The sequence below is a fragment of the Mycobacterium sp. AZCC_0083 genome (genome assembly GCF_014202335.1).
Taxonomy (GTDB): domain Bacteria; phylum Actinomycetota; class Actinomycetes; order Mycobacteriales; family Mycobacteriaceae; genus Mycobacterium.
The window spans coordinates 233793-259424 of the sequence record NZ_JACHGP010000003.1; the positions used below are offsets into that span (position 1 = coordinate 233793).

Annotated in this window: 28 protein-coding genes and 4 pseudogenes; 6 read left to right on the top strand and 26 right to left on the bottom strand. The window is 67.3% G+C overall.

Annotation, left to right across the window (positions count from 1 at the left end; translation table 11 throughout):
* Positions 1–5: 5 nt before the first annotated feature.
* From HNP02_RS08260 to HNP02_RS42575, 3 genes and pseudogenes are all read right to left on the bottom strand, one after another.
* Positions 6–641, bottom strand: coding sequence for a DUF1326 domain-containing protein (locus HNP02_RS08260; protein WP_184437040.1), 636 nt, complete (start codon positions 639–641; stop codon positions 6–8).
* An 8-nt stretch (positions 642–649) separates the two neighbouring features.
* Positions 650–1435, bottom strand: coding sequence for a DUF2182 domain-containing protein (locus HNP02_RS08265; RefSeq protein ID WP_184437042.1), 786 nt, complete (start codon positions 1433–1435; stop codon positions 650–652).
* A 61-nt stretch (positions 1436–1496) separates the two neighbouring features.
* Positions 1497–1721, bottom strand: a pseudogene (locus tag HNP02_RS42575) (SAM-dependent methyltransferase); the annotation flags it as partial.
* Between the two features lie 177 nt (positions 1722–1898).
* Here HNP02_RS42575 and HNP02_RS43995 point away from each other — a divergent pair.
* A pseudogene (locus tag HNP02_RS43995) lies at positions 1899–3181 on the top strand (MFS transporter).
* Here the strand turns inward: HNP02_RS43995 and HNP02_RS08280 are convergent.
* Positions 3165–3647 carry a pyridoxamine 5'-phosphate oxidase family protein gene (locus HNP02_RS08280; protein WP_184437044.1) on the bottom strand — a complete coding sequence of 161 codons (483 nt, stop codon included), beginning with the start codon at positions 3645–3647 and terminating at the stop codon, positions 3165–3167. The pseudogene HNP02_RS43995 and the gene HNP02_RS08280 sit on opposite strands and share 17 nt — an antisense overlap.
* 22 nt (positions 3648–3669) lie before the next feature.
* Here HNP02_RS08280 and HNP02_RS08285 point away from each other — a divergent pair, with 22 nt between their 5' ends.
* The 3 genes and pseudogenes from HNP02_RS08285 (at position 3670) to HNP02_RS08295 (ending at position 6728) form a co-directional block, all read left to right on the top strand.
* A complete protein-coding gene (locus HNP02_RS08285; protein ID WP_184437046.1) occupies positions 3670–4014 on the top strand; it encodes a DUF3024 domain-containing protein in 345 nt (114 codons plus the stop codon).
* Positions 4015–4146: 132 nt separating this feature from the next.
* Positions 4147–5286, top strand: a complete 1140-nt coding sequence (locus HNP02_RS08290; protein ID WP_184437048.1) for a cytochrome P450 — start codon at positions 4147–4149, stop codon at positions 5284–5286.
* Between the two features lie 79 nt (positions 5287–5365).
* Positions 5366–6728: pseudogene (locus HNP02_RS08295) on the top strand (flavin-containing monooxygenase).
* Here the strand turns inward: HNP02_RS08295 and HNP02_RS08300 are convergent.
* The 13 genes and pseudogenes from HNP02_RS08300 to HNP02_RS44000 form a co-directional block, all read right to left on the bottom strand.
* Positions 6708–7313, bottom strand: coding sequence for a TetR/AcrR family transcriptional regulator (locus HNP02_RS08300; protein WP_184437049.1), 606 nt, complete (start codon positions 7311–7313; stop codon positions 6708–6710). The pseudogene HNP02_RS08295 and the gene HNP02_RS08300 overlap by 21 nt on opposite strands.
* A complete protein-coding gene (locus HNP02_RS08305) occupies positions 7297–8154 on the bottom strand; it encodes an oxygenase MpaB family protein (protein WP_184437051.1) in 858 nt (285 codons plus the stop codon). The genes HNP02_RS08300 and HNP02_RS08305 overlap by 17 nt, the downstream gene beginning before the upstream one ends.
* A 52-nt stretch (positions 8155–8206) precedes the next feature.
* A complete protein-coding gene (locus tag HNP02_RS08310; RefSeq protein WP_184437053.1) occupies positions 8207–8446 on the bottom strand; it encodes a hypothetical protein in 240 nt (79 codons plus the stop codon).
* Positions 8443–8931, bottom strand: coding sequence for a DUF3093 domain-containing protein (locus tag HNP02_RS08315; protein WP_184437054.1), 489 nt, complete (start codon positions 8929–8931; stop codon positions 8443–8445). The genes HNP02_RS08310 and HNP02_RS08315 overlap by 4 nt, the downstream gene beginning before the upstream one ends.
* Before the next feature lie 10 nt (positions 8932–8941).
* The gene (locus tag HNP02_RS08320; protein WP_184437055.1) at positions 8942–9346 is read right to left on the bottom strand and encodes a hypothetical protein; all 405 of its coding nucleotides are present in this window, start codon (positions 9344–9346) and stop codon (positions 8942–8944) included.
* A gap of 23 nt (positions 9347–9369) precedes the next feature.
* Positions 9370–9792 (bottom strand): hypothetical protein, encoded by a 423-nt coding sequence (locus HNP02_RS08325; RefSeq protein WP_184437056.1) that lies wholly within the window; start codon positions 9790–9792, stop codon positions 9370–9372.
* Positions 9789–10769, bottom strand: a complete 981-nt coding sequence (gene hemB, locus HNP02_RS08330) for a porphobilinogen synthase (protein WP_375373647.1) — start codon at positions 10767–10769, stop codon at positions 9789–9791. The genes HNP02_RS08325 and hemB overlap by 4 nt, the downstream gene beginning before the upstream one ends.
* 10 nt (positions 10770–10779) lie before the next feature.
* Positions 10780–12432: a bifunctional uroporphyrinogen-III C-methyltransferase/uroporphyrinogen-III synthase gene (locus tag HNP02_RS08335; RefSeq protein ID WP_184437058.1), complete on the bottom strand. Its 1653-nt coding sequence runs from the start codon at positions 12430–12432 to the stop codon at positions 10780–10782.
* Positions 12432–13373, bottom strand: a complete 942-nt coding sequence (gene hemC, locus HNP02_RS08340; RefSeq protein ID WP_184437753.1) for a hydroxymethylbilane synthase — start codon at positions 13371–13373, stop codon at positions 12432–12434. The genes HNP02_RS08335 and hemC overlap by 1 nt, the downstream gene beginning before the upstream one ends.
* 24 nt (positions 13374–13397) lie before the next feature.
* On the bottom strand, positions 13398–14768 hold the full coding sequence (locus HNP02_RS08345; protein WP_184437059.1) for a glutamyl-tRNA reductase: 1371 nt from the start codon (positions 14766–14768) through the stop codon (positions 13398–13400).
* A 96-nt stretch (positions 14769–14864) separates the two neighbouring features.
* Positions 14865–15122, bottom strand: coding sequence for a glutaredoxin family protein (locus tag HNP02_RS08350; protein ID WP_184437060.1), 258 nt, complete (start codon positions 15120–15122; stop codon positions 14865–14867).
* An 83-nt stretch (positions 15123–15205) separates the two neighbouring features.
* Positions 15206–16204, bottom strand: coding sequence for an RNA-guided endonuclease TnpB family protein (locus HNP02_RS08355; protein WP_309241473.1), 999 nt, complete (start codon positions 16202–16204; stop codon positions 15206–15208).
* An 83-nt stretch (positions 16205–16287) separates the two neighbouring features.
* Positions 16288–16419, bottom strand: a pseudogene (locus HNP02_RS44000) (helix-turn-helix domain-containing protein); the annotation flags it as partial.
* A 126-nt stretch (positions 16420–16545) separates the two neighbouring features.
* On the opposite strand from HNP02_RS44000, the gene HNP02_RS08365 reads away from it, so the two are divergent.
* Both HNP02_RS08365 and HNP02_RS08370 read left to right on the top strand, forming a co-directional pair.
* A complete protein-coding gene (locus HNP02_RS08365; protein WP_184437066.1) occupies positions 16546–17445 on the top strand; it encodes an HAD family phosphatase in 900 nt (299 codons plus the stop codon).
* Positions 17446–17568: 123 nt separating this feature from the next.
* On the top strand, positions 17569–18111 hold the full coding sequence (locus HNP02_RS08370; RefSeq protein ID WP_184437068.1) for a MaoC family dehydratase N-terminal domain-containing protein: 543 nt from the start codon (positions 17569–17571) through the stop codon (positions 18109–18111).
* A 3-nt stretch (positions 18112–18114) separates the two neighbouring features.
* Here HNP02_RS08370 and HNP02_RS08375 read toward each other — a convergent pair whose 3' ends face one another.
* The 9 genes from HNP02_RS08375 to HNP02_RS08415 all read right to left on the bottom strand — a co-directional run bounded on the left by HNP02_RS08375 (position 18115) and on the right by HNP02_RS08415 (position 25617).
* On the bottom strand, positions 18115–19206 hold the full coding sequence (locus tag HNP02_RS08375; RefSeq protein WP_255506323.1) for a lysophospholipid acyltransferase family protein: 1092 nt from the start codon (positions 19204–19206) through the stop codon (positions 18115–18117).
* An 11-nt stretch (positions 19207–19217) separates the two neighbouring features.
* Entirely contained in the window at positions 19218–20327 is a 1110-nt protein-coding gene (locus HNP02_RS08380) for an NAD-dependent epimerase/dehydratase family protein (protein WP_184437072.1), read from the bottom strand.
* A 29-nt stretch (positions 20328–20356) separates the two neighbouring features.
* Positions 20357–20458, bottom strand: coding sequence for a 30S ribosomal protein bS22 (locus HNP02_RS08385; RefSeq protein WP_003402602.1), 102 nt, complete (start codon positions 20456–20458; stop codon positions 20357–20359).
* 98 nt (positions 20459–20556) lie between these two features.
* Complete coding sequence (locus HNP02_RS08390; protein WP_184437073.1) at positions 20557–20820, bottom strand: helix-turn-helix domain-containing protein; 264 nt, start codon at positions 20818–20820, stop codon at positions 20557–20559.
* A gap of 139 nt (positions 20821–20959) precedes the next feature.
* Positions 20960–21832, bottom strand: a complete 873-nt coding sequence (proC, locus tag HNP02_RS08395; protein WP_184437076.1) for a pyrroline-5-carboxylate reductase — start codon at positions 21830–21832, stop codon at positions 20960–20962.
* A gap of 28 nt (positions 21833–21860) precedes the next feature.
* A complete protein-coding gene (locus HNP02_RS08400) occupies positions 21861–22733 on the bottom strand; it encodes a thioesterase family protein (protein WP_184437078.1) in 873 nt (290 codons plus the stop codon).
* A gap of 10 nt (positions 22734–22743) precedes the next feature.
* Positions 22744–23589 carry a sugar phosphate isomerase/epimerase gene (locus HNP02_RS08405; protein WP_184437080.1) on the bottom strand — a complete coding sequence of 282 codons (846 nt, stop codon included), beginning with the start codon at positions 23587–23589 and terminating at the stop codon, positions 22744–22746.
* 19 nt (positions 23590–23608) lie between these two features.
* On the bottom strand, positions 23609–24637 hold the full coding sequence (locus HNP02_RS08410; RefSeq protein ID WP_184437082.1) for a hypothetical protein: 1029 nt from the start codon (positions 24635–24637) through the stop codon (positions 23609–23611).
* Positions 24634–25617, bottom strand: a complete 984-nt coding sequence (locus HNP02_RS08415; RefSeq protein WP_184437755.1) for a Ppx/GppA phosphatase family protein — start codon at positions 25615–25617, stop codon at positions 24634–24636. The genes HNP02_RS08410 and HNP02_RS08415 overlap by 4 nt, the downstream gene beginning before the upstream one ends.
* Between the last annotated feature and the right edge of the window lie 15 nt (positions 25618–25632).

Here is a 25632-nt window from a genome sequence, read left to right on the forward strand (position 1 = left end):
TTCGCCTACGACCCAGCGTTGGTCCAGTCGAAGTCGTAGAGGATCCAGTTGGTGTCCTTGAAGGAGAGGTGGATGCCCTCCGCATCGACGTCGAAGCTGCCTTGGCCGCAGTCGCCGCGTTTCCAGATGAAGCCTTCTTCGAGCACGATCGCGACGCGGTGCTCCTCGCCGGTGACGGGGTTCTTCAGCGTGGTGCCCTTCGCCTCGCCCACGCCGGGGACGCGGAAGCCGCTGTTGATGCCGGCGTCGTCGAGTTCCACATCGGCGCGCACGACACCGGCGACCTCATAGGTCGTCCCGAGGATTTCCCACGGCATGCCGCCGAGCGCTCCCGTGTAGATCTGGGCCAGCGCGCCGAGCTGCGCATCGCTCACCTCTGGCGGGACGACGAAGACGGCCTTTCCGTTACCGTCATGAATCGCCTTAGGCCAGTCAATGATCATCAGCGCGGTAACGCCGGACAGATCGACATCGCCGCAGCTGCCTTCGGTAATCTGATTGGCGACCGCAGCCTTGCAGCTACCATCCGACGAGGTTGGAAAGCCGTTGAAGTTGCAGGTGCAGCCTGGCTGGCAATTGCAGAACTCGTACCCGATGCCCTTGAGTCGCCAAGTGGTGGTGGCGGTTTCGGTGACTGACATGTCTCCTCCTAGGCGATGGTGGTGATCAGGGACGGGGCGATCAGGAGCGCCACACCCAGAACTGCGAGGGCGGGGGCGGCGGCGAGCGCGACGCGCTCGCCGTGCTTGGAGTTCCTCTCGATGACGATCAAGGCGGTGAAGACGACCAGCCACAGCAGGCTCATGCTGGCGCTTGCGACCAGGACCGCGAACAGCGCCCAGCAGCAACCAATGCAATACGCCCCGTGGATGACACCCGTCCGAAATGCGCCGGCGGGGCGGCGGACCTGCTCGCCGTAGCGCATGAAGAAACCTAGCGGCGAGCGGCAGTGGCGCAGGCAGATCGACTTCAACGGGCTGAGCTGCCACAGCGCTGCCACGAGCAGCGTGACGCCTGAAACACGACCGGCCCAGGCGTAACCTTCGGCCAGGGGCATCTCGAGCCGGCGCCACGCGAGGTAGGCGGGGAACGCGAGCACCGTCCAGAGCGCCATGTAGCCGCCCACGAAGAACGGCACAGGCGCGACGCTGCCACGGGCCGCCGCACGGGCATACAGCTTGACGACGGGCAGGACGGCAGGAAGCATCATCGCGGCCATCATCGCGGCCCAGGCCACGACGAATGCCCCTAGCGACATGGGATCGACCATCCGGTCCATCGGGCCGCCGGTCATCTCGCCGGCCACTCGGGCCGACCACCACCACCCGGCACCGGCCAAGCCCAAGAGCGTGGAGGGCACGACGAATCGCAACGCCAGACCGTCGCCCCTGTCAGGGGGCCCCGCAACCCCGACCCCTGCGCTATTCATCCCCATTGACCGCGCCTTTCAGCCCGAGCGTTGCACAGGACCACACCCGTGGCAACCCCCTCCGTCGGGTTGCGGCTGCCGTAAACCAGACGGTGGTGGGGATATCCGTCCTGCGCTCAACGTGCGCGTCGACGAATCCCGCCGCGTACAGCCATGCAGTGGTGTCGGCGGTGGTGGGCACGCGGTAGATCGCCGGGTCGAAACGGGCCGCCAAAGGCTGGTCGTCGGCGAGGGATGTCAGGACGAGGCGGCCACCGGGGCGCAACGTTCGGGCGATGTCGGCAAGGGCGGCGCAGGAGAACGTCGCCTACTGCCGGGGTCCCTACTGTGTCTTCGCCGACGAAGCCGTGGCGCTACTACATGCCAATGGCCGTAAGGCACAACGGCCTCCGGAAGGCTATCCCGAGCGGTGGCTGGCAGGACGGCCAATCGCCAAACGTGACGCTGACGCACGGGAAGGGCTGATCAAATGACCGGAGTGGATCTGGTTCCGCTGGTCGACGAGGGTCTTGGCAACTCGGCCTACCTCATTGACCTGGGCGAAGGGCACGCGTTGGTCGTCGACGTGAGCCGCGATCTGCGGGCGGTGCACACCGCCGCCGCCAAACGCGGGCTGAAGGTGGCGTTCTCTGCCGACACCCACCCGCATGCCGACTTCCTTTCCGGCGCACTCCAACTCGGTGCAACGAGCGGAACTCAAGTACTGGCCTCGGCGGCCGGAAACCGTGAGTTCGCCCATACCGGCCTGCACGACGGCGACGAGGTCGACCTGGGCGGGCTGCGGCTGCGCGCGTTGATGACACCCGGCCACACCCACGAACACCTGGCGTTCCTACTGCTCGACGGCGACCGCGAACTAGGCGTCTTCACCGGTGGTTCGCTGCTGGTCGGCTCTGTCGCCCGCACCGACCTGATCGCCGATGACCGAACCGAGGAGCTCGCCCGAGCGCAGTACGCGTCGCTGCGCCGGCTCGCCACGCTTCCCGGCGACGCGCAGGTGTGGCCGACGCCGGCACCATTTCTTCTCGGTCTGTCCTACGCCCTGATCGCCGTGGGCCTGTGCGCGGTGTTCGTCCGGGAAACCCGGGGTATGCGCAGCTGGAAGCGAGCCAGCACAGCACCGGCGACCAAGCGCAGGCGGCACCGACGAATCGGCAGATCTTCATCCGCACCAGCTTCACCGAACCAGCGCTGTCGTCCGCTAGCCAGACCGGCCTGGTTAACAACCTCAACTTCGGCCTGTCCTGGGGCCTGTTCCCAATCCTGTTCGCCCGCCACGGAATCCCCGTCGGCCACATCGGCATCCTGATCGCCGTCTACCCGGCCGTCTGGGGCGTGTGCCAGATCGCCACCGGCGCTCTGTCCGACCGATGGGGCCGGAAACACCTCATCACCGCCGGCATGTTCACCCAAGCCGTTGCCCTTGCCCTCATCGCCACCGGTGACACGTTCGTCTGGTGGATGCTGGCCAGCGCACTTCTGGGCGCCGGTACGGCGATGGTCTACCCGACCCTGTTGGCCGCCGTCGGGGACGTGGCCCACCCACTCTGGCGAGCACGCGCGGTCGGCGTCTATCGACTCTAGCGCGACAGCGGCTACGCCGCGGGCGCGATCGTCGGCGGCGTGGTCGCCGACCTCTGGGGACTACGCGCCGCAATCTGGGCGGCCGCCGCGATCACAGTGCTGTCCGCAGTGGTCGTCGCCACCCGCATGTACGAAACACACCCACCCTCGCTCAGGCGTGCCAGCTGAGCACGTCGCCTTCGCCCTTGGTCATCACGGAGCCTGCCATCACCCGCAGCCGCCGAGGCGTCAAGCGAAGTGCGGCGAACGCAGCAGAGGTGGGGCCGTCCTTCCACGGCTCGATGATCGCCGGGTCGTAACCGACCGGCGCCGGGCCGTTCTTGAACTTGTCCCACACCATGATTCGCGTCTCGTCATCGAAGAACCACTGCGCCGAACAGTCGGCGTTGCAGGTGTCCTGGTTGGTGGTCCAGTAGCTCGCCGAGACGTCGGGATGGATCGCGAGATCCTCGTGCTTGATCGGCGTCGGAGAAGTGGCGATCCACCCGACGAGATCCGACCCGTCCCAGTCCCAGATCGGGTGCAGGATGCGGCTGCGCGGGCGGCCGTCGCGGTCGACGGTGGCCACCGACGCCCACACAATCGAATGGGCCATCTCGATGAAAGCAGGTGCAATCTTCTCCAGCGGCGTCATGTGTGCCTAGCCTAGAGCGACCATGTCCTTGCCGGATGAAGACGTCGCGATTGTCCGCCAGTGGGTGGACGCGCTCAATTCCGAAGTGCCCGAACATGTGAGAACCCAGTTGCGCTACGAAATCGATACGTATCGCAACGCCCTCACCTTGCTCGAGTGCCGGCCACCGGAGGTGGCGAACCCTGCTGACGATTGGTTACGAGTCCCGCTGGCGCGACTTCAGTTCACCCGATCGCGGGGGTGGGAGCTCTACTACTCGGACCGGGATTCGAACTTCCACGTCTACGCTTCCGTCGAGCCGACTGAAGACGTGACGATACTTCTCGCCGAGATCGACGACGACCCCACATGCATCTTCTTCGGTTGAGCACTAGTGGCTACTCGTCGGTCATACCCTTCTCACGCTTGCCCATGACGTCCTCGTGCTTGATGCCGCCGTGCGCAACCTCGCCGTACTTGGGATTGCCTTCGTGGCGCGTCTTTCGACCCGTTCGACCCCGTGACGATCGCCGACCCGCCAGCCGCTTACCGCCGCCTCCACGCGAACCCCGGTGTGCACCGGATCGGTCGCGGGGCGTACGCGCTGGCGCGGCACGGCGACGTTCGAACCGCGGCGCGCGCACACGACGTGCTGGTGTCGGGAAAGGGCGTCACGGCGGTGCCTACCTCGCTGCCGATGCTGTTGACGATCGATCGCCCACGCCACGACGTCCTCCGTCGACAACTCGTCCCGCACTTCACGACCGCGCGCTCCGCGGCGATGGAACACGGCATGCGCGAGGTGATCGGTCCTGCCATCGACCGGATGCTGGCGCGCCCGGGCGCCGACGCGGTGGCCGAGTTGGCCGTGCCACTCCCAATGACGGTCATCGCGCGCCTCCTCGGCGCCCCAGGCAGCGACCTGGACCGCCTCCACCGCTGGTCCGACGGCGTCGTTTTGGGCTTCCACGCGGATGGATCCTTCGCCAGAACGGTGCGCGGCGCTGGCGCGGTCCGGCACATCCTCGCGCTGCATCGCTATCTGCTCGGGGTGTTCGCCACGCTGCGCCGGGAGCCCGGTGACGACGTCATCAGCGCGCTCCTGAGGTCAAACGAAGCCAGCGAGCTGGGCGACGACGACCTGTTCTGGGTCGCAATGATGCTCATCGTCGCGGGCAATGAGACGACGACGAACCTCATCGGCTCGTTGCTGCTGGCGCTCGCGAGGGATCCAGCCGCGTATCGGCGTCTGCGCGCGGAACCCGAGCTGATCCGCCCCGCCGTCGAAGAGGCGGCCCGGTGGGGCTCGCCGATCCAGGGGCTGTTCCGCACTGCGGCAGCCGATTACGTGGTTGGGCAGTCGATCATTTCGGCCGGCGCGCGCGTCCTGTTGCTCTTCGGCGCAGCCAACCGCGATCCATCCGTGTACACCGATCCCGATCGTTTCGTCGTGGACCGCAAACCCACCGACCACCTTGGCTTCGGCGCAGGGATCCACTTCTGCCTCGGGGCACATCTGGCACGGCTCGAGGCTCGGCTGATACTCGAGGAGCTCCTCGCGCGGGTCGCGTCGATCGAGCTCGCCGGCCCCGTCGTCTGGCGCGACAACCCGTCCGTCCACGGTCCGAGCCGACTCCCTCTCCGCCTGAAGGCCTCGTGATGGCCAGGCTGGCCCTTTCCGACCGGGTCGTACTCGTCACCGACGGCGAACGAGACCTGGCGCCGGAGAGGGAGTCGACATGAACCTGCAGAGGGTGGCGATCATCGGCGCCGGGATGTCCGGGCTCTGCATGGGCGAGGCCCTCAAACGGGCCGGGCTCGAGGACTTCACGATCTACGAGAAGGCCGACGAGGTCGGCGGCACCTGGCGCGAGAACCGCTACCCGGGCCTGACCTGCGATGTGCCGTCGCGCTTGTATTCGTTCTCATTCGCGCCGAATCCAGAATGGTCGAGCGCGTTCTCGCCCGGCGCCGAGATCCAGGAGTACTTCGTCCGCACCGCCGACGAGCGTCAGCTGCGGTCGCATATCCAGTTCGGGACCGAAGTCACCGACGCGCGCTGGCAGGACGGACACTGGCGACTGCGCATGGCCGACGGGGAGTCGGCGGAGGCGGACCTGCTGGTGACTGCCACCGGTGTGCTGCACCATCCGAAGCTCCCGGAGATCGAGGGCCGAAACACGTTCGCCGGTGCGGCATTTCACTCAGCGCGCTGGGGTGAGACGGTCGATCTGCGCGGCAAGCGCGTTGCGGTGATCGGCACCGGCTCGACCGGTGTCCAGATCACGGGCGCGGTCGCCGGCGTCGCCGGCCGACTCCTGCTCTTCCAGCGGACACCGCAATGGATCGCACCGGTGTCCAACGTTCGCTACTCGGCGCTGAGCCGTGCGGTGCTGCGCCGCGTGCCGGGCGAACCTGCGGCTCGGGGTTCGCGACACCGAACTGCGCGCGCGGTTGACTCCCGACTACCCGCCGATGTGCAAGCGGCTGGTCATGTCGACGCGCTTCTATCCGGCCGTCCAGCGCGGCGACGTCGACGTGATCACCGCGGGCATCGAGCGAATCGAGCCGCGCGGAATCGTCACCGATGACGGTGTTCTGCATGAACTGGACGTGATCGTCTACGCCACGGGCTTCGACGCCCACGCCTACATGCGGCCGATGACCATCACGGGCGAGGACGGCCGCACGCTCGATGAAGCCTGGGCGGACGGACCGCGCGCATACCGCACCGTCGCGCTGCCGGGCTTCCCGAACCTGTTCACCTTGATGGGACCACACAGCCCGATCGGCAACCACTCGCTGATCGCCGTCGCCGAAACCCAGTCCGGCTACATCGTCGATTGGATCAAACGGATGCGCGACGATCGTCTGTCGAGCGTCGTACCGACCGACGAAGCCACCGACGCCTACTACGACCAGCTCAAGGCGGCCTTCCCAGGCACCATCTGGGTCACCGGTTGTCAGAGCTGGTATTTGGACGACGCGGGCCTACCCGAACTTTGGCCATGGACCCCCGCCAGACACCGCAAGATGCTGACCGGCGTGCAGCGGTCCGACTTCCGGACCAGTGCACAGCACCTACACCGGGACCGCGCGTAGCGCGGCGGGCAGGCTCGGCAGGAAGTGCGTGGTGGCGAAGGCGCGGATGTCGTCGGCGGTGTCCAGTGGTTGGACGCTCGGCAACATCAGCACCATTGCGGCGTACCGCAGGATGGTGTCGGCCAGGTCGGTGACGCCCTGCTCGCCGATCCCGTCGGCGAACCCCGCGGGGAAGATCACCCGCAGCGCCTCGACCATCCGCTCGACGGCAGCGCCGTAGTGGCGGCTGGCCAGCGCAAGCACCAGCGCGGGCTCGTCGACCATCATCTGATTGAGCACCCGGTGGCGGCGGAACCGCAGGATGGACAGCGTGAAGGCCTCAACGTAGTAATTCGACTTGGGGCCGGCGTTCTTCAGTTCGGCGGCAATGTCGGCGAACAGCACCACGTTCTCGCGCTCGATGACCGCGCCCACCAGTTCGTCGCGGTTGGCGAACCGCCGGTAGATGGTGGTGCGACTGACCCCGGCACGGCGTGCGACGTCGTCGAGGGCGACGCGGTGAAAGCCGTGGCGCTCGAACTCGACGAGCGCCGCGTCGAGGATGGCCTCCGTGGTGGGGTCGGCGGGCTTATCCGGAATGGCCATAGCCCTTCTGCGCAAACGTGTTGTAGCGCAGCCGCATTGGTAGACGATCCCACACCGAGTTCACCAGCCGCGTGCGCCACAGCGCGGCGAACGTCTGGTACGCCTTCTGCTTGCCTGGACTCCACGGCAGGCCCAAGAGGTCGCGGGTCCGCGGCGGCATCCCACCGGTGGTGAGGAACGCAGCGACCGGGTTGAACACCGGCGAGACCAGTCGCCAGGCCAACGGCGATACGCCCTTGGGACGGGGGAAGCCCTTGATGACGTATCCGACGCCGTACTTCGCAGTGGGATGTGCGACGACGATCTCGTCGATCATGTGATCCCAATACCGTTGGAACCCTGCATAATCGGCGGGCATCACCCGGTCACTGACACCGTAACGGCGGTACCACGTCTTCGACTCGAGGTAGATCTGCTCCTTCTCCTCGCGGCTGAGCCGTTTGACGAAGGTGTCGGCGAAGTAGAGGATCTGATCGACGAAGGTGGCATGCGCCCAGAAGTACGTCTTCGGATCCAGCGCGTGGTAGCGCGACCCGTCGGGCATTGTGCCCTTGATCTCGGTGTGAAAGTCGCGGATCCGGGTGCCCGGGTTGTCGCCATCGGTGCCATACACGGTCATCATGATCGGCGGGATCGACCGCTTGACTCGCGCCGCGGTGTCATCGAAGAACACCGAGTGGTCCAGCACGCCCTGGCCGAGTTCGGCGAGCATGTTCTGCAACACGGCCGGCCGCGGCCCGATGAGCAGCGTCCGGTTGTCGCCGAAATACCGCCACACCAGCGACTCCGGTCCCAGGGGTAGCGCGTCCGCCTGCTGAGGGCTATCGGCCAGTTCAGTCATGTGGAACAGTGTTACAGATTTCGGACTCTGTACCACCACGGAGTGACCGAGCTCACGAGACACGGCGCCAGTGGGTCACGCCGATGACCAGCAACACCCCGGCGACGGTGACCAGGAGCATCGACCACGAGATCAACCACGGGTCGTAGACGTTCGACGTCTTGGACGGCTCACCGGCGACGACGGGAGCGACGTCGGCCGTCGACTTGGCTGCCAGCCACGCCAGGACGCACCCGAGCAGGGCCGCGGCGGCCAGCACCAGTTCGATGATCGCGCGGAACCGTGTCGTCACGTCGCCGACTCGTTCACCAGCGACTCCAACGCGGCACGCAGGTCGCGGTGCTTGCGTGCCCACGCCTGCGCGCTGCGGTCGTTGCTGAGTTTGAGGCCGATTCCGGTGCGCCGCCGCGGCACCCCCGTCAGCTCCCCCAATGCGCGCGCCGACTGCCACTTCGGCAGGTCGGGGCCGTCGGCCTCCGGGTAGACCCTGAGGATCTCCGGAATGAGGATGGTCTCGGTGCCCTCGCGCAGGTACTTGGCCGTGAGCTCGACCGAGGTGTGGATGCGCGCGGCCTTGACCTGAACGGCAAGAAAGCTGGTGACGAGCACAAGGAAGATGCCGGGTACCACCGGCTTCGGGCCGTAACCGCTGGAGATCTGGATGATCATCATCGCGATCCCCGCCGCAGGCCCGGCGAGCAGCCACAGCCACGATGCGCCCGCTTCGCTGAACAACACCTCGACCTCTGCGGTCGGTGCCTGAGGTGCCTCGCTCACGCTTGCCTCATCACTCGACGGCCTCGAACCACTCCTGGGCCGACCCGCGCTGGATCAACACTGAACCGGTGATCATCAGGATCATGATCGAGGCCACGAAGATGATGCCGACTATCGACGAGCCGAACAGCAGCAGCACCGCCAGGAACGCGACAGACGACATGGCCAGGCCGACGCCGGCGCTGGCGAACCGCAACTGCCGCTTGCGCGCCCGTCCCGCCACGTATCCATGGCCCAGTCCCACGACCACCAACAGGACCCCGGCCAACCGGAAGAACGGCGCGGTGCTGGCGGCCGACTGCGTCGCCATCAGCAGGCCGAGAAGGGCGGTGAGAGCGGCCGCGGCGATCCAGCACCAGAAGGCGGCGTCAACGATGCGGGGCCGTTTCGACGGCGCTGGCGGCGTTGCTGACATGGTCGGGTCAGCCTACTGGACCATCATTTGGTGAAGAACGTGTGAGCGTCCTTGCGGTGCAGCAGGTACATCCCGCCTGCGATGAGCACCGAACCCATGATCCCGGTGACCGCGTACACCACTGCGGCCACCTCGGGGCGGTCGGCGGCGAAGAGACCGACGGTGACGAAGACGATCGTGGTGGTGCCGCCTCCGGTGAGCAGCGTGCACGCCCAGCGGTAGCCGTGCCGCATCAGGATCAGGAAGGTCACGACGACCGCGGCGACGATGAAGACGAACATCCCCGAGACCGCGTACACGAACCACGATTGCGCCTTCGCCGGGCCCGCCACCAGATCGACGACGTATCCGGTCACCAGCAGCGGGAGGGCGGCCACCCACAGCCAGAAGCCGGTGGCGATGTCTTCCGGCAAGTCCTTGGGCGCGCCGCCAGTCGGTTCGCTCACGCCAGCCACGAGGCGACGTCGGCCGCCCAGTAGGTCAGCACGATGTCGGCACCCGCGCGCCGGATTCCGATCAGCGACTCCAGGGCGGAGGCCTGCAGGTCGATCCAGCCGTTGGCCGCCGCGGCGCAGATCATCGAGTACTCACCGGAGATCTGGTACGCGGCCACCGGCACCGGCGAGATGTCGGCGGCGGCCCGCACCACGTCCAGGTAGCTCATGGCCGGTTTCACCATCACGATGTCGGCACCCTCGTCGATGTCGAGCTCGATCTCGTGGATGGCTTCGCGGGCGTTGCGCGGATCCTGCTGATAGGTGCGGCGATCGCCGACCAGGCTGGAGGACACCGCTTCCCGGAACGGCCCGTAGAACGCGGACGCGAACTTCGCCGCATAGGCGAGGATGGCGACATCCGTGCGTCCGGCGTCGTCGAGACCGTCCCGGATGGCGCCGACCTGACCGTCCATCATCCCGCTCGGCGCGACGACGTGCGCGCCGGAATTCGCTTGTGCCACTGCAAGTTCGACGTAGCTGGCGTTGGTGGCGTCATTATCGACCCGGCCAGACTCGTCCAGAACGCCACAGTGCCCGTGGTCGGTGAACTCGTCGAGGCAGGTGTCGGCCATCAGCACGGTGGCGTCACCCAGGTCGGCGGACAGATCGCGCAGCGCCACGTTGAGGATGCCGTCCTCGGCGATCCCGACGGATCCCGATGCGTCCTTGTCCTCGTTGCGCGGCACCCCGTACAGCATCAGCCCGCCGACGCCAAGGTCGACCGCCTCGGCGGCAGCCTTGCGCAGCGAGTCGCGGGTGTGCTGAACGACGCCGGGCATCGAGGCGATGGCTCGAGGCTCCGTCAAGCCGTCGGCGACGAACATCGGCAGCACCAAATGCCTTGGCTCCAAAGATGTCTGGCCCACCAGCCGACGTAGGGCCGGAGTGGAGCGCAGCCGACGGGGCCGATGTCTTGGGAAAGCCACGACTCTGACTCTAGCGGCGACGGCTCTTCTTGCGCGGCGGAGGCAAGGCACCTTCGGCACGCAGTCGGGCGGCATGCTCGGCAAGCGCCTCGACCAGCGGGCCGACCGCAGCGGTCTCCGGCTGCACGTCGACGCGCAAACCGAACTCGGCGGCCGTCTCGGCCGTCTTGGGTCCGATGCACGCGACGATGGTCCGGGCGTGAGGCTTGCCCGCGATGCCGACCAGATTGCGCACCGTCGAACTCGAGGTGAAGCAGACCGCGTCGAACCCGCCGGTCTTGATCATCTCGCGCGTCTGCGCTGGCGGCGGTGCAGCGCGCACCGTCCGGTAGGCCGTCACGTCCTCGATCTCCCAGCCGCGTTCCCGCAGGCCCTCGGCAAGGGTCTCGGTGGCGATGTCGGCGCGCGGCAGCAGCACCCGGTTGACCGGGTCGAAGATGTCGTCGTAGGGCGGGAACTCGTCGAGCAACCCCAGCGAGCTCTGCTCACCCGCGGGCACCAGTTCGGGGTTGATTCCGAAGGCGCGCACGCGATCTGCGGTGGCCTGACCCACGCAGGCGATCCGCACACCGGAGAACGCACGCGCGTCGAGACCGAACTCGTTGAACTTCTCCCACACCGCGCGAACCGCGTTGGTGGAGGTGAAGACGACCCACTGGAACCGGCCGTCGACCAATCCCTTGACGGCACGCTCCATCTGAGCCGGGCTACGCGGCGGCTCGACGGCGATGGTCGGCACCTCGATGGGCAGGGCGCCGTGGGAGACGAGCCTGTCGCTCATCTCGCCGGCCTGATCCTTGGTGCGCGGCACCAGCACGGTCCAGCCGTACAGTGCCCGGCTCTCCCACCAGTTCAACTTCGCGCGGTTGGCGACGGTCTTGCCGATCGTCGCGACCAGCGGCCCGGCCAGCGAGCCCGAAGGGTCACTGCCTGCCAGCGTGGTCTTGTCGAGCAGGCCGGCCAGCGTGGTCTCGATCGACCGCTGCTGGCAGGTGGTGCCGTTGGCGGTGATGACACACGGCGTGGAGTTGGTCAGCCCGTACTCGATGAGCGTGCGGGCGGCGTCGGGCAGATGCGTCGCGGTGGCGTGCAGGATCAGAGGTCCCGGTGCCGCTGCCAGAGCTCCCCAGTCCACGTCGCCGCGGACGTCGGCCACGGTGTGCGACGAACCGAGCGGCAGCCCGGCGTAGGTCGGCACCGCCGTCGTGGCGGGCAGGCCCGGCACGATCTCGAAGAGGGTCTGGGTGCGCGATACCGCGTTCACCTCGGTGGTGACGGAGTCGACCGACAGCGGGTCACCCGCCACCAGGCGGACCACGTCCATGCCGTTACGGGCCTCGTTGACCAGAACCTTGGCCACCTCGGCCGGATCGCCGAGCGCGGGCCGGACGTCCACTCCGTTGGCGAAGACGGGTGTCGTCTCGGGTGCATCCACGTCGGTCGTGTCGTCGGCCGGTTTGGCCGCCTCCACGGGTCCCGACGGCGGAGGCAGTTCGGTACCGACAAGGGCGAGCACCGCCTCTGGCACGTCCGGGTCGGTGAATACCAATGCCGCGTTGGCCAGAACCGTCCGCGCGCGGGTCGTCAAAAGCCCAGGATCGCCGGGCCCGGCACCCACGAAGGTAATGCGGCCGGGCTTGTGCTTACGCCCTCGGGTGGTCATCAGTCGCTCCCGCTCTCAGTCCGCTGCCCCAACACTTCCCGCGCCCCCAGGTCGAACAACTCCGCGGCCACCGAGAGCCCCAGCTCCCGTGCCCGATCGGGTGTACCGATTCCGGACGCACGGATCACGTCGGATCCGTCTAGCGCCGCTACGCAACCGCGCAACGACAGCTCTTCGAAGACACGGCCGTCCTCGTCGATCGACTCGACCACTTCCGCGATCGCGCCCACCGGCGCGGAGCAACCCGCCTCCAGTTCGGCGAGCAGAGTCCGCTCTGCGGTGACCGCGGCGCGTGTGTCGGGATCGTCCAACTCCGCCAGCAGCGCAGCGAGGCCGATATCACCCGCACGACACTCCACTGCGAGTGCCCCCTGAGCCGGGGCGGGCAACATCTGCACCGGCTCGAGGCTCTCCGTGATAGCGCCGAGCCGTCCGATACGGGCCAATCCCGCTCGGGCGACGACGACACCGTCGAGATCACCACTACTTACCCTGTTCAACCTGGTGTCTAGGTTGCCTCGTAGGGGGCGAATTTCCAAACCGAGACCCAGTGCTCTAAGCTGCGCGGTCCTGCGCGGGCTCGACGTGCCGATCACCGACCCGGACGGCAGCTCTCCGAGCACCATTCCGTCGCGGGCGACCAGCGCGTCCCTGGCGTCTTCACGAGGGGGAATCGCCGCGATGACGAAGCGATCGTCCGGCGCGGTGGGCAGGTCCTTGTACGAGTGCACGGCCATGTCGACCCGGCCGTCGGCGATGGCGTCGCGCAGCGCGGCGGTGAACACTCCGATGCCGATGTCGGCGATGGGCGCACTCGACCGGTCACCCGCAGTGCTGACGACGACGAGCTCGGCGCGTCGTCCCTTGGCGATCAGCGCGTCGCGGATCAACCCGGCCTGTGTGGTCGCTAGAAGGCTGCCCCGGGTACCGATCCGGATCACCGTGTCGTTTGTGATGGGCAAGCGCTACTCGGACTTGTCCGGATCCAACCGGGAATCGGCTGTGAACAAATCATTGACAGGCAAAGGCAATTCGCCACCGGACACGGCGTCGACGGCTTGTGGGTCGAGCTCGAACAATTCACGAAGCGCCTCGGCGTAACTGTCCCCACCTGGCGCGCTGGCGAGCTGTTTGACGCGCACCGTCGGCGCGTGCAGAAGCTTGTCGACGACGCGGCGGACGGTGCGGGCGACCTCGTCGCGGTGCGCGGACTCCAGCCCAGGCAGCCGGTTGTCGAGCCGCAGCAGCTCGGCCTCGACGACGTCGGCGGCCCTCTGACGCAGCGCCGTCACGGTCGGTGTGACCTCGGCCATCCGCTGCCCGGCGAGGTAGTTGGCCACTTCCGCGGCGACGATCGTGCGGGCGGCCTCTGCGTCGGATGCGGCGGCTCTGGCCGCAGGCTCGCGCTGAATCCGGTCCATGTCGACCACGTAGACACCGGGCAGACCGGCCACCGCGGGGTCGACGTCGCGGGGCATGCCGAGGTCGCAGATCACCAGCTGCTTGGGTTCCTGGCCGTGTGCCAGACCGCGGTGCACGTCGGCGAGGGAAACCACCGGCCGCACCGCGCCGGTACAGGAGACGACGACGTCGGCATCGGAAAGCACCGGCGGGAGGTGGTCGAATGGGAAGGCGTGCGCGTCGACGCCCTGCTCGCGGAGGTTCTCGACGAGCCGCTCGGCGCGTGGCAGGGAGCGGTTCACGACGTGGACCCGGCCGATGCCCGCCCGCACCAGGTGTGCGGCGGACAGCGCGCCCATGGATCCGGCACCGATCACGACGGCCGTACGTCCGGCCAGTCCGTTGAGCTTCGCAGAAGCCATGTCCAGCGCCACCGACACCACCGACGCGCCCGCGGCGTCGATGCCGGTCTCCGAATGCACGCGCTTGCCCACCGAAAGCGCACGCTGCGCGAGTTCGTGCAGGGTCCGTCCGACGGTGGAATGGGACTCGGCGGTGGCGTAGGCGCGGCGGACCTGACCCAGCACCTGCTGCTCGCCGATCACCACGGAGTCCAGGCCGCTGGTCACCGCGAACAGGTGCTCGACGGCAGCCTCGGCGTAGCGCACGTAGGCGTACTTGGTGAGGTCGCCAAGCGACATTCCGGAATGTTCGGCCAGCACCGACCCGATCACCGAGAGGCCGCCGTGGAACGCCTCGACGACGGCGTAGATCTCGACGCGATTGCACGTGGAAAGGACCATGGCCTCGGTCACCAGCGAGGATTGCAGCAACTGGTCGACGATCTTGGCCTGATCGGACTCGGCGGTGCTCAACTGCTCAAGCACGGATACCGGGGCACTACGGTGCGAAACCCCGAATAAAAGAACGCTCATGGCCTCGTCACCCAGGTATCTCCCCGTCGCTTCGCTCGCCCCAGGACGTCATCAAAGGTAGCTGTTGAGCTGCCCCTGAGCCAAATTTGCTAGATCTCACCGAACCCCCAGATCCGCACGAAGCCGCGGCTCGTCGATCTCCCAGTAGCTGTGCTCGCGCCCGTCGAGCAGCACCACCGGCAGCCGGTCACCGTATTCGGCCCGCAGCGCGGGGTCACCGGCGTCGGCCGCGGCGTCCACGTCGGTCGCTGCGAAGCCGAAGTCGAGCTCGGCCGCCATCGCGGCAAGGCGGTCCTTGGCCCTGTCGCACAGACCACACCCGGCACGCGTCAACAGGACTACCTGATGCTCCACGTTCCCCAGTATCCCGTGCCCTAAAGCGTGTCGAACAAACTCCGGAGAGTCGTTGGGCACCGCCCTTCTCGGGCGTCGTCTGTTCAGCCCGCCGGTGCGGTATGAACGTCGGTTCCCGCGTCTTTCGGGCCGGTTTCACCAGCACGCACAGAGTGCTGGTCAGAGCCGTCCCGTCGGCGGGCATTGGTGGCCCGGCCCCGTAGCTTGGGGGTCCGGGGGTCTGGCGAGGCTTCGCGGTGACGGGTTTGGCCCCAGCGGGCCAGATTCACGGCAGCGTTGAGGTCGCGGTCGGAGACATGTCCACACCCACACATGAAGATGCGATCGGCCAAGGTCATGTCGGCGTTGATCGTCCCGCAGGCCGGGCACAGCCTGGTTGATGGGAACCACCGATCCGCCTCGATGAGTTCCCCACCCCGCCAAACCTGCTTGTATTCCAGGATTCTGGCGAACTCGGTCCACCCGGCATCGGAGATCGCACGGGCCAGGTGGTGATTGCGCAGCATCCCCGCCACGTTCAGGTTCTCGATGACGATCCGGTCGTGGGTCTTGACCAACTCGTTGGTGACCTGGTGCAGGAAATGACGGCGCACATTGGCGACGTGGTGGTGATGTCGCGCCAGCTTGGCGGCGGCATCACGGCGGTTGTGTGATCCTTTCTGCTTGCGCGACAACGATTTCGACAACCGTCGCTGTCGGTTGAGTCGAGCGGCAAACGCCTTGGGCGCGCCGGTGATCCGCGCGACCTCGTCGCCGTCGGCGCGTGCGGCCACCAGGAACACCGACAATCCGCGGTCAATCCCAACCCACCCGCCGGCGTCATCGTCCGGTCGGCGCGGGTGCTGGTGGGCGGGGTGCAGATCGGTGGCCTCGACGGTCAGCGACACACACCAGCGGCCCGCGCGAGAGTTGATCGTGGCGAACAGGATCCTGGCCCGGTCCTTGGCGAGCAGGCGCCGCAGCCTGCGGGTGTCATCGAACACCCCGATCTGTCCGATACCGGGCAGTGTGACTGAGCGGGCTCGGCCACGCCATCGCCGTCGACGCTGAATATCCGGCCGGCGTTCTCGGTCTTCTTCCACGCATTAAACGAATTGATCAGATCGAACCCGGTCCAGGGCACGTTAGTGCTCTGGACCGTGCGGCGGTCGGTGAGAGCTCGCTTCACCAACCGTAGACACTGATTGAACGCGAACCGTGACGCTCCGGCATGCCGGGCCAGCACCGCGCGCTGCTCGACCGTAGGGTCCAGACAGAAGCGGAAAGTGGTGTGCCGCGAGCTCACCTCAGTGAGCATTCCACCGACCACCGACAACCGTTTCACCTCGCGTGACGAGGGCGCAATACCCGATCCCGTCCGCGTGGATCCAAGCTCAGGCGACTCGACCGGCACCAGCTATTCGACAAGCTTTAGTGTTAAGACGTGTCCGAGTCCGGGGAGGTCGTCCACGACGACGTCCGCGCCGACGTCCACTCCGACCTCCAGAACGAGCAGGCGCCGGCGCCGCTCACCGACGACGAGCCGGCCACCCCGCCCCCGCCTCCCCCGCCGGACCTGACGGCGGCCGCGTTCTTCGACGTCGACAACACGCTGGTGCAGGGCTCGTCGCTGGTGCACTTCGCGCGTGGCCTGGCCGCACGGAAGTACTTCACCTACGGCGACCTTGCTCGATTTGGGTATGCGCAGGCCAAGTTTCAGCTCACCGGCAAGGAGAACAGCGACGACGTTGCCGAGGGCAGGCGCAAGGCGCTGGCCTTCATCGAAGGCCGCGAGACCGCGGAGCTCGAATCCGTCGGCGAGGAGATCTACGACGACATCATCGCCGACAAGATCTGGTCCGGCACCCGCGCGCTCGCCCAGATGCACCTCGACGCCGGCCAGCAGGTCTGGCTGGTCACCGCCACGCCCTACGAGCTGGCCGCGACGATCGCCCGCAAGCTCGGCCTGACCGGTGCACTTGGCACGGTGGCCGAGTCGGTGGACGGCGTGTTCACGGGCCGGCTGGTCGGGGAGATCCTGCACGGCGCGGGCAAGGCCCACGCGGTGCGGTCGCTGGCCATCCGCGAAGGCCTCAACCTGCGGCGCTGCACCGCATACTCCGACAGCTTCAACGACGTGCCGATGCTGTCGCTGGTCGGTACTGCCGTCGCGATCAACCCCGACGCCGCCCTGCGCGACCTGGCCCGCGAGCGCGGCTGGGAGATTCGCGACTTCCGCACCGCTCGCAAGGCTGCGAGGGTCGGCGTGCCGTCGGCGCTCGCTCTCGGTGCGCTCGGCGGGGCCCTGGCCGCGGTGGTTTCCCGTCGTCAGGGTGGCCGCTGAGCACTCGTCCGGGCGAGCGAAGCGACGGGAGGATCGTCCGGGCGAGCGAAGCGACGGGAAAACCGCTGATAGGCTCAACGCCGCTTCCACGCAAGGGAGCACGAGTGGGGAGCACATCCGACTATGAGCATCGCCGAAGACATCATCGGTACCCATTTCCGGTACCCGGACTACTTCGAGGTCGACCGCGAGAAGGTTCGCGAGTTCGCGCGTGCAGTGAAGGACGAACATCCCGCCCACTACTCCGAGGAAGCCGCCGCCGAATGCGGCTACGACTCGCTGATCGCGTCATTGACGTTCGTCGCGGTCGCCGGCCGCCGCGTGCAGGAGGAGATCTTCAACCAGTTCGACGTACCCGTCGACATGGAGCGCGTGCTGCACCGCGACCAGAAGCTGGTCTTCCACCGCCCGATCGTCGCCGGTGACAAGTTGTGGTTCGACTCCTACCTGGATTCGGTGATCGAATCGCACGGCGCCATCCTCACCGAGGTCCGCGGCGAGGTCACCGACGACGACGGCAACCCGGTGCTGACCAGCATCGTGACGATTCTCGGCGAGGCGTCGCACCCGGACGAGACCGAAGAAGTCACCGCTCAGATCGCGGCAGCACGCGACGCCGCCGTCGCCAGAATGATTGCCAAGCAAACCTCGGCAGGCGCCAAGTAGCGGTCAGCCGAGGAACGCGTTCCTGCGGTTGGCGAGCAGTTGGTAGAGGGTTTGCTGGATGGTCTCGCGAACCTGGTCGGTCAACTCGAATGTGATCATCGGGTCGTCGGCCGCCGACTCGTCGTAGTCCTCGGTGTGGATCGGCTCACCGAACTGGATGTGCCACTTGGACGGCATCGGGATCAGCCCCGCCGGACCCGCCAACGGGAACAGCGGCGTCACCGGGAAGTAGGGCAGGCCCAACAGCCTGGCCAGCAGCTTGACGTCGGCGATCATCGGATAGATCTCCTCCGAGCCCACGATCGAGCACGGCACGATGGGCGCCTTCGCCCGCAGCGCCGCGGCGACGAAACCGCCGCGGCCGAACCGCTGCAGCTTGTAGCGGTCGCGGAACGGCTTGCCAAGACCCTTGTAACCCTCGGGGAACACGGCGGTCAGCTCGCCTGCGGCCAGCAGCCGGTGCGCGTCGGCGGTGCACGCCATGGTGTGCCCGGCCTTGCGCGCGGCCTGGCCGAACACCGGCATGTCGAACACCATGTCGGCGGCCAGCAGGCGAAGGTCGCGGTGCGCGGGATGCTCGTCGTGCACCGCCACCGACGTCATCAATCCGTCGAACGGCAAGACGCCCGCGTGGTTGGCCACGATGAGTGCCGCACCGGTCTCGGGCAGGTTCTCGATACCGCTCACCTCGACCCGGAACCACGACTTGAAGAAGACCCTCAGCAAAGGCAAGAAGATTGCCTCGTTGAGGTGGGAGTCGAAGCCGAACTCGTCGACGGTGTAGTCGCCCGACATCCGCTTGCGCACGAATTCGGCGATCGCCGCGACGCGCTGCGCCAACTCGTTGGGGGTGTCGTCGGCCGTCGCGGAACCCGACACCGAACCGCGACGCTGGTCGATCTCCCGAACCACCGCGGCCATCTGTTCAGCCGAGGCACGCGTTCCCGGGTCCTCCAATAGCGAGGGATGCCTGCGCGCGCCGTCGGCCCGTGCAGCTGCCCGTCGCTGAGCCGATGCACGGCTCGAATTCGAGTGCAGCGGAATCACTTTCGCTTTTGAGTCGCCCGCCACGTCGTTACCTTCTCCCCGGCCCAAATGAGTTTTGTCTATCGTCCCCAACGCTGCGCCGCCGCTACCGCGCGATTCTCCACAGAGAGTACCCATCGCGGGTCGATGATCGGCGTCAATCCACGACCGCGGACGTAATCGTCAAAAGCCTCCGCAGTCGTCCACTTCGGGCTATAACCAAGATCCTTGCGCATCCGCGCCGTGTCCATCACCCGGCCGAAGCTCACGTAGTTCAACTGTTCACGGTCGAGCTCAGTGTACCGAGTTGCGCGCATCAGCGAATCCACGGCGGCCAGTGCGGACCTCGGCACCGGCAGCGGAACCCGGCCCGACCGGCGGATGGCCTGAGACATCATGATGATCCCCGACGCGCCGACGTTGAAGGTGCCCGCGCGGCCTGCCATGGTCGCCCGCTCGAGCACGCCGAGCGCATCCTGCTCGTGCAACAGCTGCAACCGCGCGTCGTGTCCGAGGACGGACGGCACCACCGGGCCCGCGAGATACCGAGACAGTGCGGTGTCCATCGCGGGGCCGATCATGTTGGCCAACCGCAGGATCGAGACCGCGATGTCCGGCCTTCGCCTGGCCAGACCGCGCGCGTAGCTCTCGATGTCGATGCTGTCGCGGGCGAAGCCCTCCGCAGGTGGTCTGCGTGCAGTGCCTGCCTCCGTGAACAGCACCGGGTCGCGCGGGCTCGAGCCGTACACCTCGGAGGTGGACTTGAGCACCATGCGGCGCACCGATGGCGCCTTCTGGCACGCCGCGAAGAGCTGCATCGCGCCCATCACGTTCTGTTCCTTGAGCGCCGCCCTGCCACCGGCACGCGGTGCGTAGGACGCCGCGGCAGCATGCACAACGGTGTCGACGTCGCCATTGCGGATCACCTTGGCGATGAACGGGTTTCGGATGTCCGCCCTGACGAACTCGGCGCGGCCCATCCGACGCAGCAGGTCCTTGCTCGGCGCGATGGCATCCACGGCGATGACGTGGTTGATCAGCGGATTCTGGGCGAGCCTGGCTGTCAGGTATCCACCGAGGAACCGGCATGCGCCGGTAACCAGCACCACCTTGGGGTAGTGCACGGTGTCCTGGAAGTCAGAGCCCGCCCCAGAATTCCCGCCGTTCGGCGGCCGACCAGTGACGTCCATCCGGTCAGCCTATCGGCTGGAGGCGAAGGCTACTTGCCGAGTTTTCTGCGCTGCACCCGAGTGCGACGAAGCAGCTTGCGGTGCTTCTTCTTCGACATGCGCTTACGTCGCTTCTTGATGACTGAACCCATTTACTCCACTACCTAGCCACTTCCGGACCACTATGGCCTCGAACTGGTTACCCTACCGGCCCAGGTCGGTGGAACGAAAACGCCTCTGGATCGCAGGGCTAGCCGGCGTCGAAGTACGACGTCTCGAGTAGGTCGTGCACCGCCTTGGCGTGCACGCGGAACGACCGGCCCACCCGGACGGCAGGCAGCTCGCCGTTGTGAACCAATCGATACACCGTCATCTTGCTCACCCTCATCAGGCTCGCCACTTCGGCGACGGTGAGAAATTGAGCTCGTGGCGGTTGACCTTCGCTGGCCGCGGCATCACGTGCCGCTTTACCGCCAGCCGAATCCCGTGCCGATGGCCCGTTCATAGACGTCATCGCAACCCAATCAATCAGGCCCGGCCAGTTCCAGCGGCTTCCCCACCGCTGGCACCAACGCGTGCATACCCTGAGGAGAATAGCGTGGCCAATGGGGTTATTGCGACGGGTGTGGGCTAATCAGTTATAAATTCCTGAACTACTCTGATGTAATTCCGAGCTGCTCAGAGCGTGTTTTCGCCGCACTCACGGCGTTGGCAACCGCGGCCCGCAGACCCCCACGCTCGAGTTCGCGCAGACCAGCGGCGGTGGTGCCCCCCGGCGACGTCACGGTCGCGCGAAGTTGTGCGGCGCTGGTGTCGATCCCGGCGCCCATTGCCGCCGCGCCCTCCGGCTGCTGCCGGTCGAGGCTCTCCAGCAGCATCGCCGCCGAACCAGCCATGGTCTGAGACACCAAGTCAGTCGCCACCGAGCGCGACAGGCCCTCGGCAACGCCTGCGTCGATGAGCGCCTCGACCATCAGGAAGAAGTACGCGGGACCCGAGCCCGACAGCGCCGTGACGGCGTCGAGTTGGGCCTCTGGCACGGTCAGCACGCCACCGACCGCGTCGAAGATCGACACCACGTCCTTGAGTTGCTCGGCGGTGGAGAAGCTACCTGCGGCCACGGCGCTGACGCCTCCGCCGACCACCATCGGCGCATTGGGCATCACCCGGATGACGGGCGCCCCCGCGGGTAACTTGGACTGGTAGTAGGCCGTCGTCACCCCGGCGGCCACTGTCACGAAGACCTGCTCGACGCTGTCGTTGTCGGCACCCGATACCGCTTCGGCGAGCTGGTCGACCACTCCCTCGACGTCCGAGGGTTTGACGGCGACGATGACGTAGCCGGCATTCTCGGCCGCGTCGCGGACCGACGAAACCTGTATCGAGTACTTCTCGGCCAGTTCCTTGGCGCGGGCGGGATCCTTCTCGGCGACCACCAGATCCTTGGTCTGCCTGCCGGCGCGCAGCAGCCCGGACAGCAGCGCCTCCCCGATGTGTCCGCCCCCGATGATCGCGATTCTGGCCATGGGCCAAAGCATTGCATGTCGCCGAGGGCTACTGCGCGGGCGGCGGCACCATGGCGAGTTGACGCGACTGCACGATGATTCGGCCCTCGCAGTCGACGACGATGTGGTCCTCGTCGAACCAGTCCTGACCGATCTGCACGGCGGTGCACATGACGCGCAGCCACCCGTCGGCGGGCATGGCCCGTAGATAGGCCGTCAGCTGCACCGTGGGCGCCCAACCCGAGCGACCCACCGCGAACGTCACCGGAGCCGACACGTCGCCACACAGCAGCGCGAAGAGCACGTCCGGTGCCACGCCCTTGGGCCGCACCCAGTACTCGAAGACAGGCGGGCCGCCGTCGGATCGCGGCCCGAGTGTGTGCAGTGCGGGCCGGATGTCGCAGCCGTGGGCCAGGTGCACGATGTCAGCCATCGGATGCCCCGGCCCGATCGGTGCCAGACCCGGCGGCGGCTCCGGCGTCATCAGCGGCACCACGGGGTTGAACGACAACAGCGGCGCGACGTGGTGCTCGGGGTCGCCGAGGGTCACCGACGACCGCACCGCAATGCGCTCGCCCTGGTGCAGCTCGACGTCGACGAGGCTGACGCGGCGCCCCCGCTTGCGCACGGTGGCCACCAGCCGCATCGGCCCTGGGTCGGGTGCCCACAGGAAGTTCCCGGTCACGGCGATCGGCTGCACGTCCCCGGGGGCTTCGCCGTGCCCATTCCCCCCGTCGCTTCGCTCGCCCCCGAAGGCCAGACGGGCCGCCTTGGCGCACAACGCCAGCATCGCGCCGCCGTGCACCTTCGGCCCGATCGTCCAGTGCTGGTTGATCAGTCCGTCAAAGACGCTCTCGTCCGAATCCTCGGACGACACCGGGGTGAGTCTCATGGCATCGGTGAACAGGGTGGAATCGTCCATGTGGGTCCGTTCAGCGCAAGAGATTCGCGCGAGCGAACTCGAGTGACTCGGTCAGCAGTTCCTCCCGCTCGGCGGCATTGCGCGCTCGCGAGGTGGTTACCTCCAGGATCACGTGTCCTGAGAAGTCGCCCGCGCCCAGCATCTGGCAGATCTCGACCACGGGCTGGGTGCCGCGACCGGGCACCAGATGCTCGTCGGTCGCCGCGCCACTGCCGTCGCAGAGATGCAAGTGCACCAGGCCCTCACCCATCCGCTTGGCCATGTCGATGGCGTCTGTGCCCGCCGTGGCCGAATGCGACAGATCGAGCGTGTAGTGCGCGTGCTCGCCGTCCAGCGGGTCGTACGACGGGGCGAACGCCGAGATGGCCGCACCAGGGGTGCCGCCGCGCTTGCGCATGCGCTCGATGGACGGTGTGCCGGTCCCGAAGAAGCGGTCGGCGCGGAACGGGAACATGTTCTCCACCGCGACCATCACCGCGCTGCCGGACTCGAGCTCGGCGACCTGTTCGGCGAACCCCTCGGCGTAGCGCCGCTGCCACCGGAACGGCGGATGCACCACCACCGTCTGGGCGCCGAGCTGCTCGGCGGCGCGCACGCTGCGCTCCAGCTTGGAGATCGGATTGGCACCCCAGACCCGTTGGGAGATCAGAAGGCACGGCGCGTGCACGCTCAGCACGGGCATGTCGTAGCGCTCGGAGATGGCAGCAACAGCATCTACGTCCTGGCTGACCGATTCCGCCCACACCATCAGTTCGACGCCGTCATAGCCCAGTCGTGCGGCGTATTCGAAGGCCGCCTCGGTCCTCAGCGGATAGACCGAGGCCGTGGAAAGACCAACCTTGATGGCAGGGCGCACGGTTGTTGATTGTGGTGCGTCAGTGCGCTTGCAGCAGCGCCAGGGGTCCGAGTGTGACCATCGCGCCTACCGCTACCGCGATCAGCGTGCTGCCGATGTCCTCGGTCTTGCGCACCACCCTCACCCCAACCACCAGGCCGAGGATGACCAACACCGCCAGCACCAGGGCGACGATGCTGTTCCACTTCCACAGCTGGTCGAACGCGATGAACAGGCCAGCGCCGAAGGCGACGGCGAGGATGCACTGACCGACCACCCAGACGCCTCGCAGGAACGACGAACCCCGAGTCTCGGTGGTTTCCGTCGCGGCGACGGCGACGAACTCGTCGTCCTCGTCGCCGAGGTCGATGTCCTCCGGGCCCGGCTGCCGTCCCCGACGGGCCAGGTCGTCGGCCACCGACTGGCCGCCGAACAGGGTGTCGGCGCCCGACCGCAGATAGGACGGCCGGGGCGTCACCTCGACGCCGTTCGGCGCGACGTCGAGCGAAGGGGCCTCGACGTCGTAGGTGGATTCCGGGACGTCGTCGATGTCGAGCAGGCCGAGGTCGTCGTCGGAGTCCTCGTCGTCGTCGACGAGGGGGTCAGGGCTCATCTGCTCGGCGCCACCGGCCGGGGCGGACAACGCGGTGCGCGGGGGTGCCTTCGGACGCCGGGGCGGCGGGGCGAAGTCCAGCGGTTCGGGGTCGGCGTCGCGCTGCTCGAGGTGCGCGACGTAGTCGGCCTCAGCGGGCAAGGGTTCGGGCGCGTGCTCGACGGCTCCGTTGGTTGGAGCCTGCGTGGTGGAAGCCGGAACGTCGGCCTCGGTTGGGCGAGCCTCGGTGTGGCGAGCCTCGGCGACCTCGACGTCGTCGGATTCCTCGACGTCTGTGGGATCCGTCACGATGGGGATCTCGCCGGTCAATTCGGCGACGGTGACCGAGTCACTGTTGCCGCGCCGACGGCGGCGCCGGCCACCAACCGGCGGGGACCCGATGGTCCCGTTCTTGGCCAGCAACTCGGCGACCGAGATCGGTCGGGTGCTGCTGTGGTCGTCGTGTGATTGTGTCATCGTGTGTCCCTGGCCCTGGCTAAGCCTGCGGATGTCTCCATCAAGGCGGTTCCGTCGGCCTCACTGTCGAGTTTCCGCAAAATCAGCCCCTCTCGCAACGCCCAGGGGCAAATGTCTACCGTATCGATAGCAAGTGCCCGCATGCTCGCCTCGGCCACCAACGCGCCTGCGACGATCTGTGGCGCCCGTTCGGCGCTCACCCCTTCCAGTTCAGCTCGGTCGGTCGCGGTCATCCTAGAGATGAAAGCTATGAGCTGCCGCAAGCCGGCTGCTGTCAGTGTCCTCTTCACCCGCGGACCCGCGCCAGAAGGCGCCGCGCCAGTGAGTCGCGCCAACGACCGGAACGTCTTCGAGGTCGCCACGGTCAGGTCCGGCGCACCGGCATCGAGCACCCTGGCTCCTGCGTCGGCCATCTCGGTGGCCAGCCAGTCCCGCAACATCGCAACGCGGCGCCGCCCCGGTGGGTCCTCGGGCAGCCACTCGCGGGTGAGCCGGCCCGCCCCGAGCGGCAGCGACAGCGCCACTTCGGGCTCCTCGTCGACGCCGCTCGACAGTTCCAGCGAACCGCCGCCGATGTCGATGTTGATGATCCGGCCCGGACTCCAGCCGTACCAGCGGCGCACCGCGAGGAAGGTCAGCCGGGACTCGTCGACCCCGCTGAGCACCTTGAGCGCAACACCGGTCTCCGCGCGCACCCTCGCGAGAACTTCCTCGGAGTTCTTGGCGTCGCGCACGGCCGACGTCGCGAAGGCCATCAGTTCCGCGCAGCCCGAACTGCCCGCGATCTTTGCGAACTCGTCGATGGTTTCGACCAGTTTGTCGGCGCCCTTGCGTGTCAGCTTGCCCGAGGAGTCGATCGCCTCGGCCAGCCGCAGGGAGGCCTTGGTCGAACTCATCGGCGTCGGGTGTCCACCACGACGCGCGTCGACCACCAGTAGATGAACTGTGTTGCTACCCACGTCGAGCACGCCCAATCGCACGAGACCCACGTTATC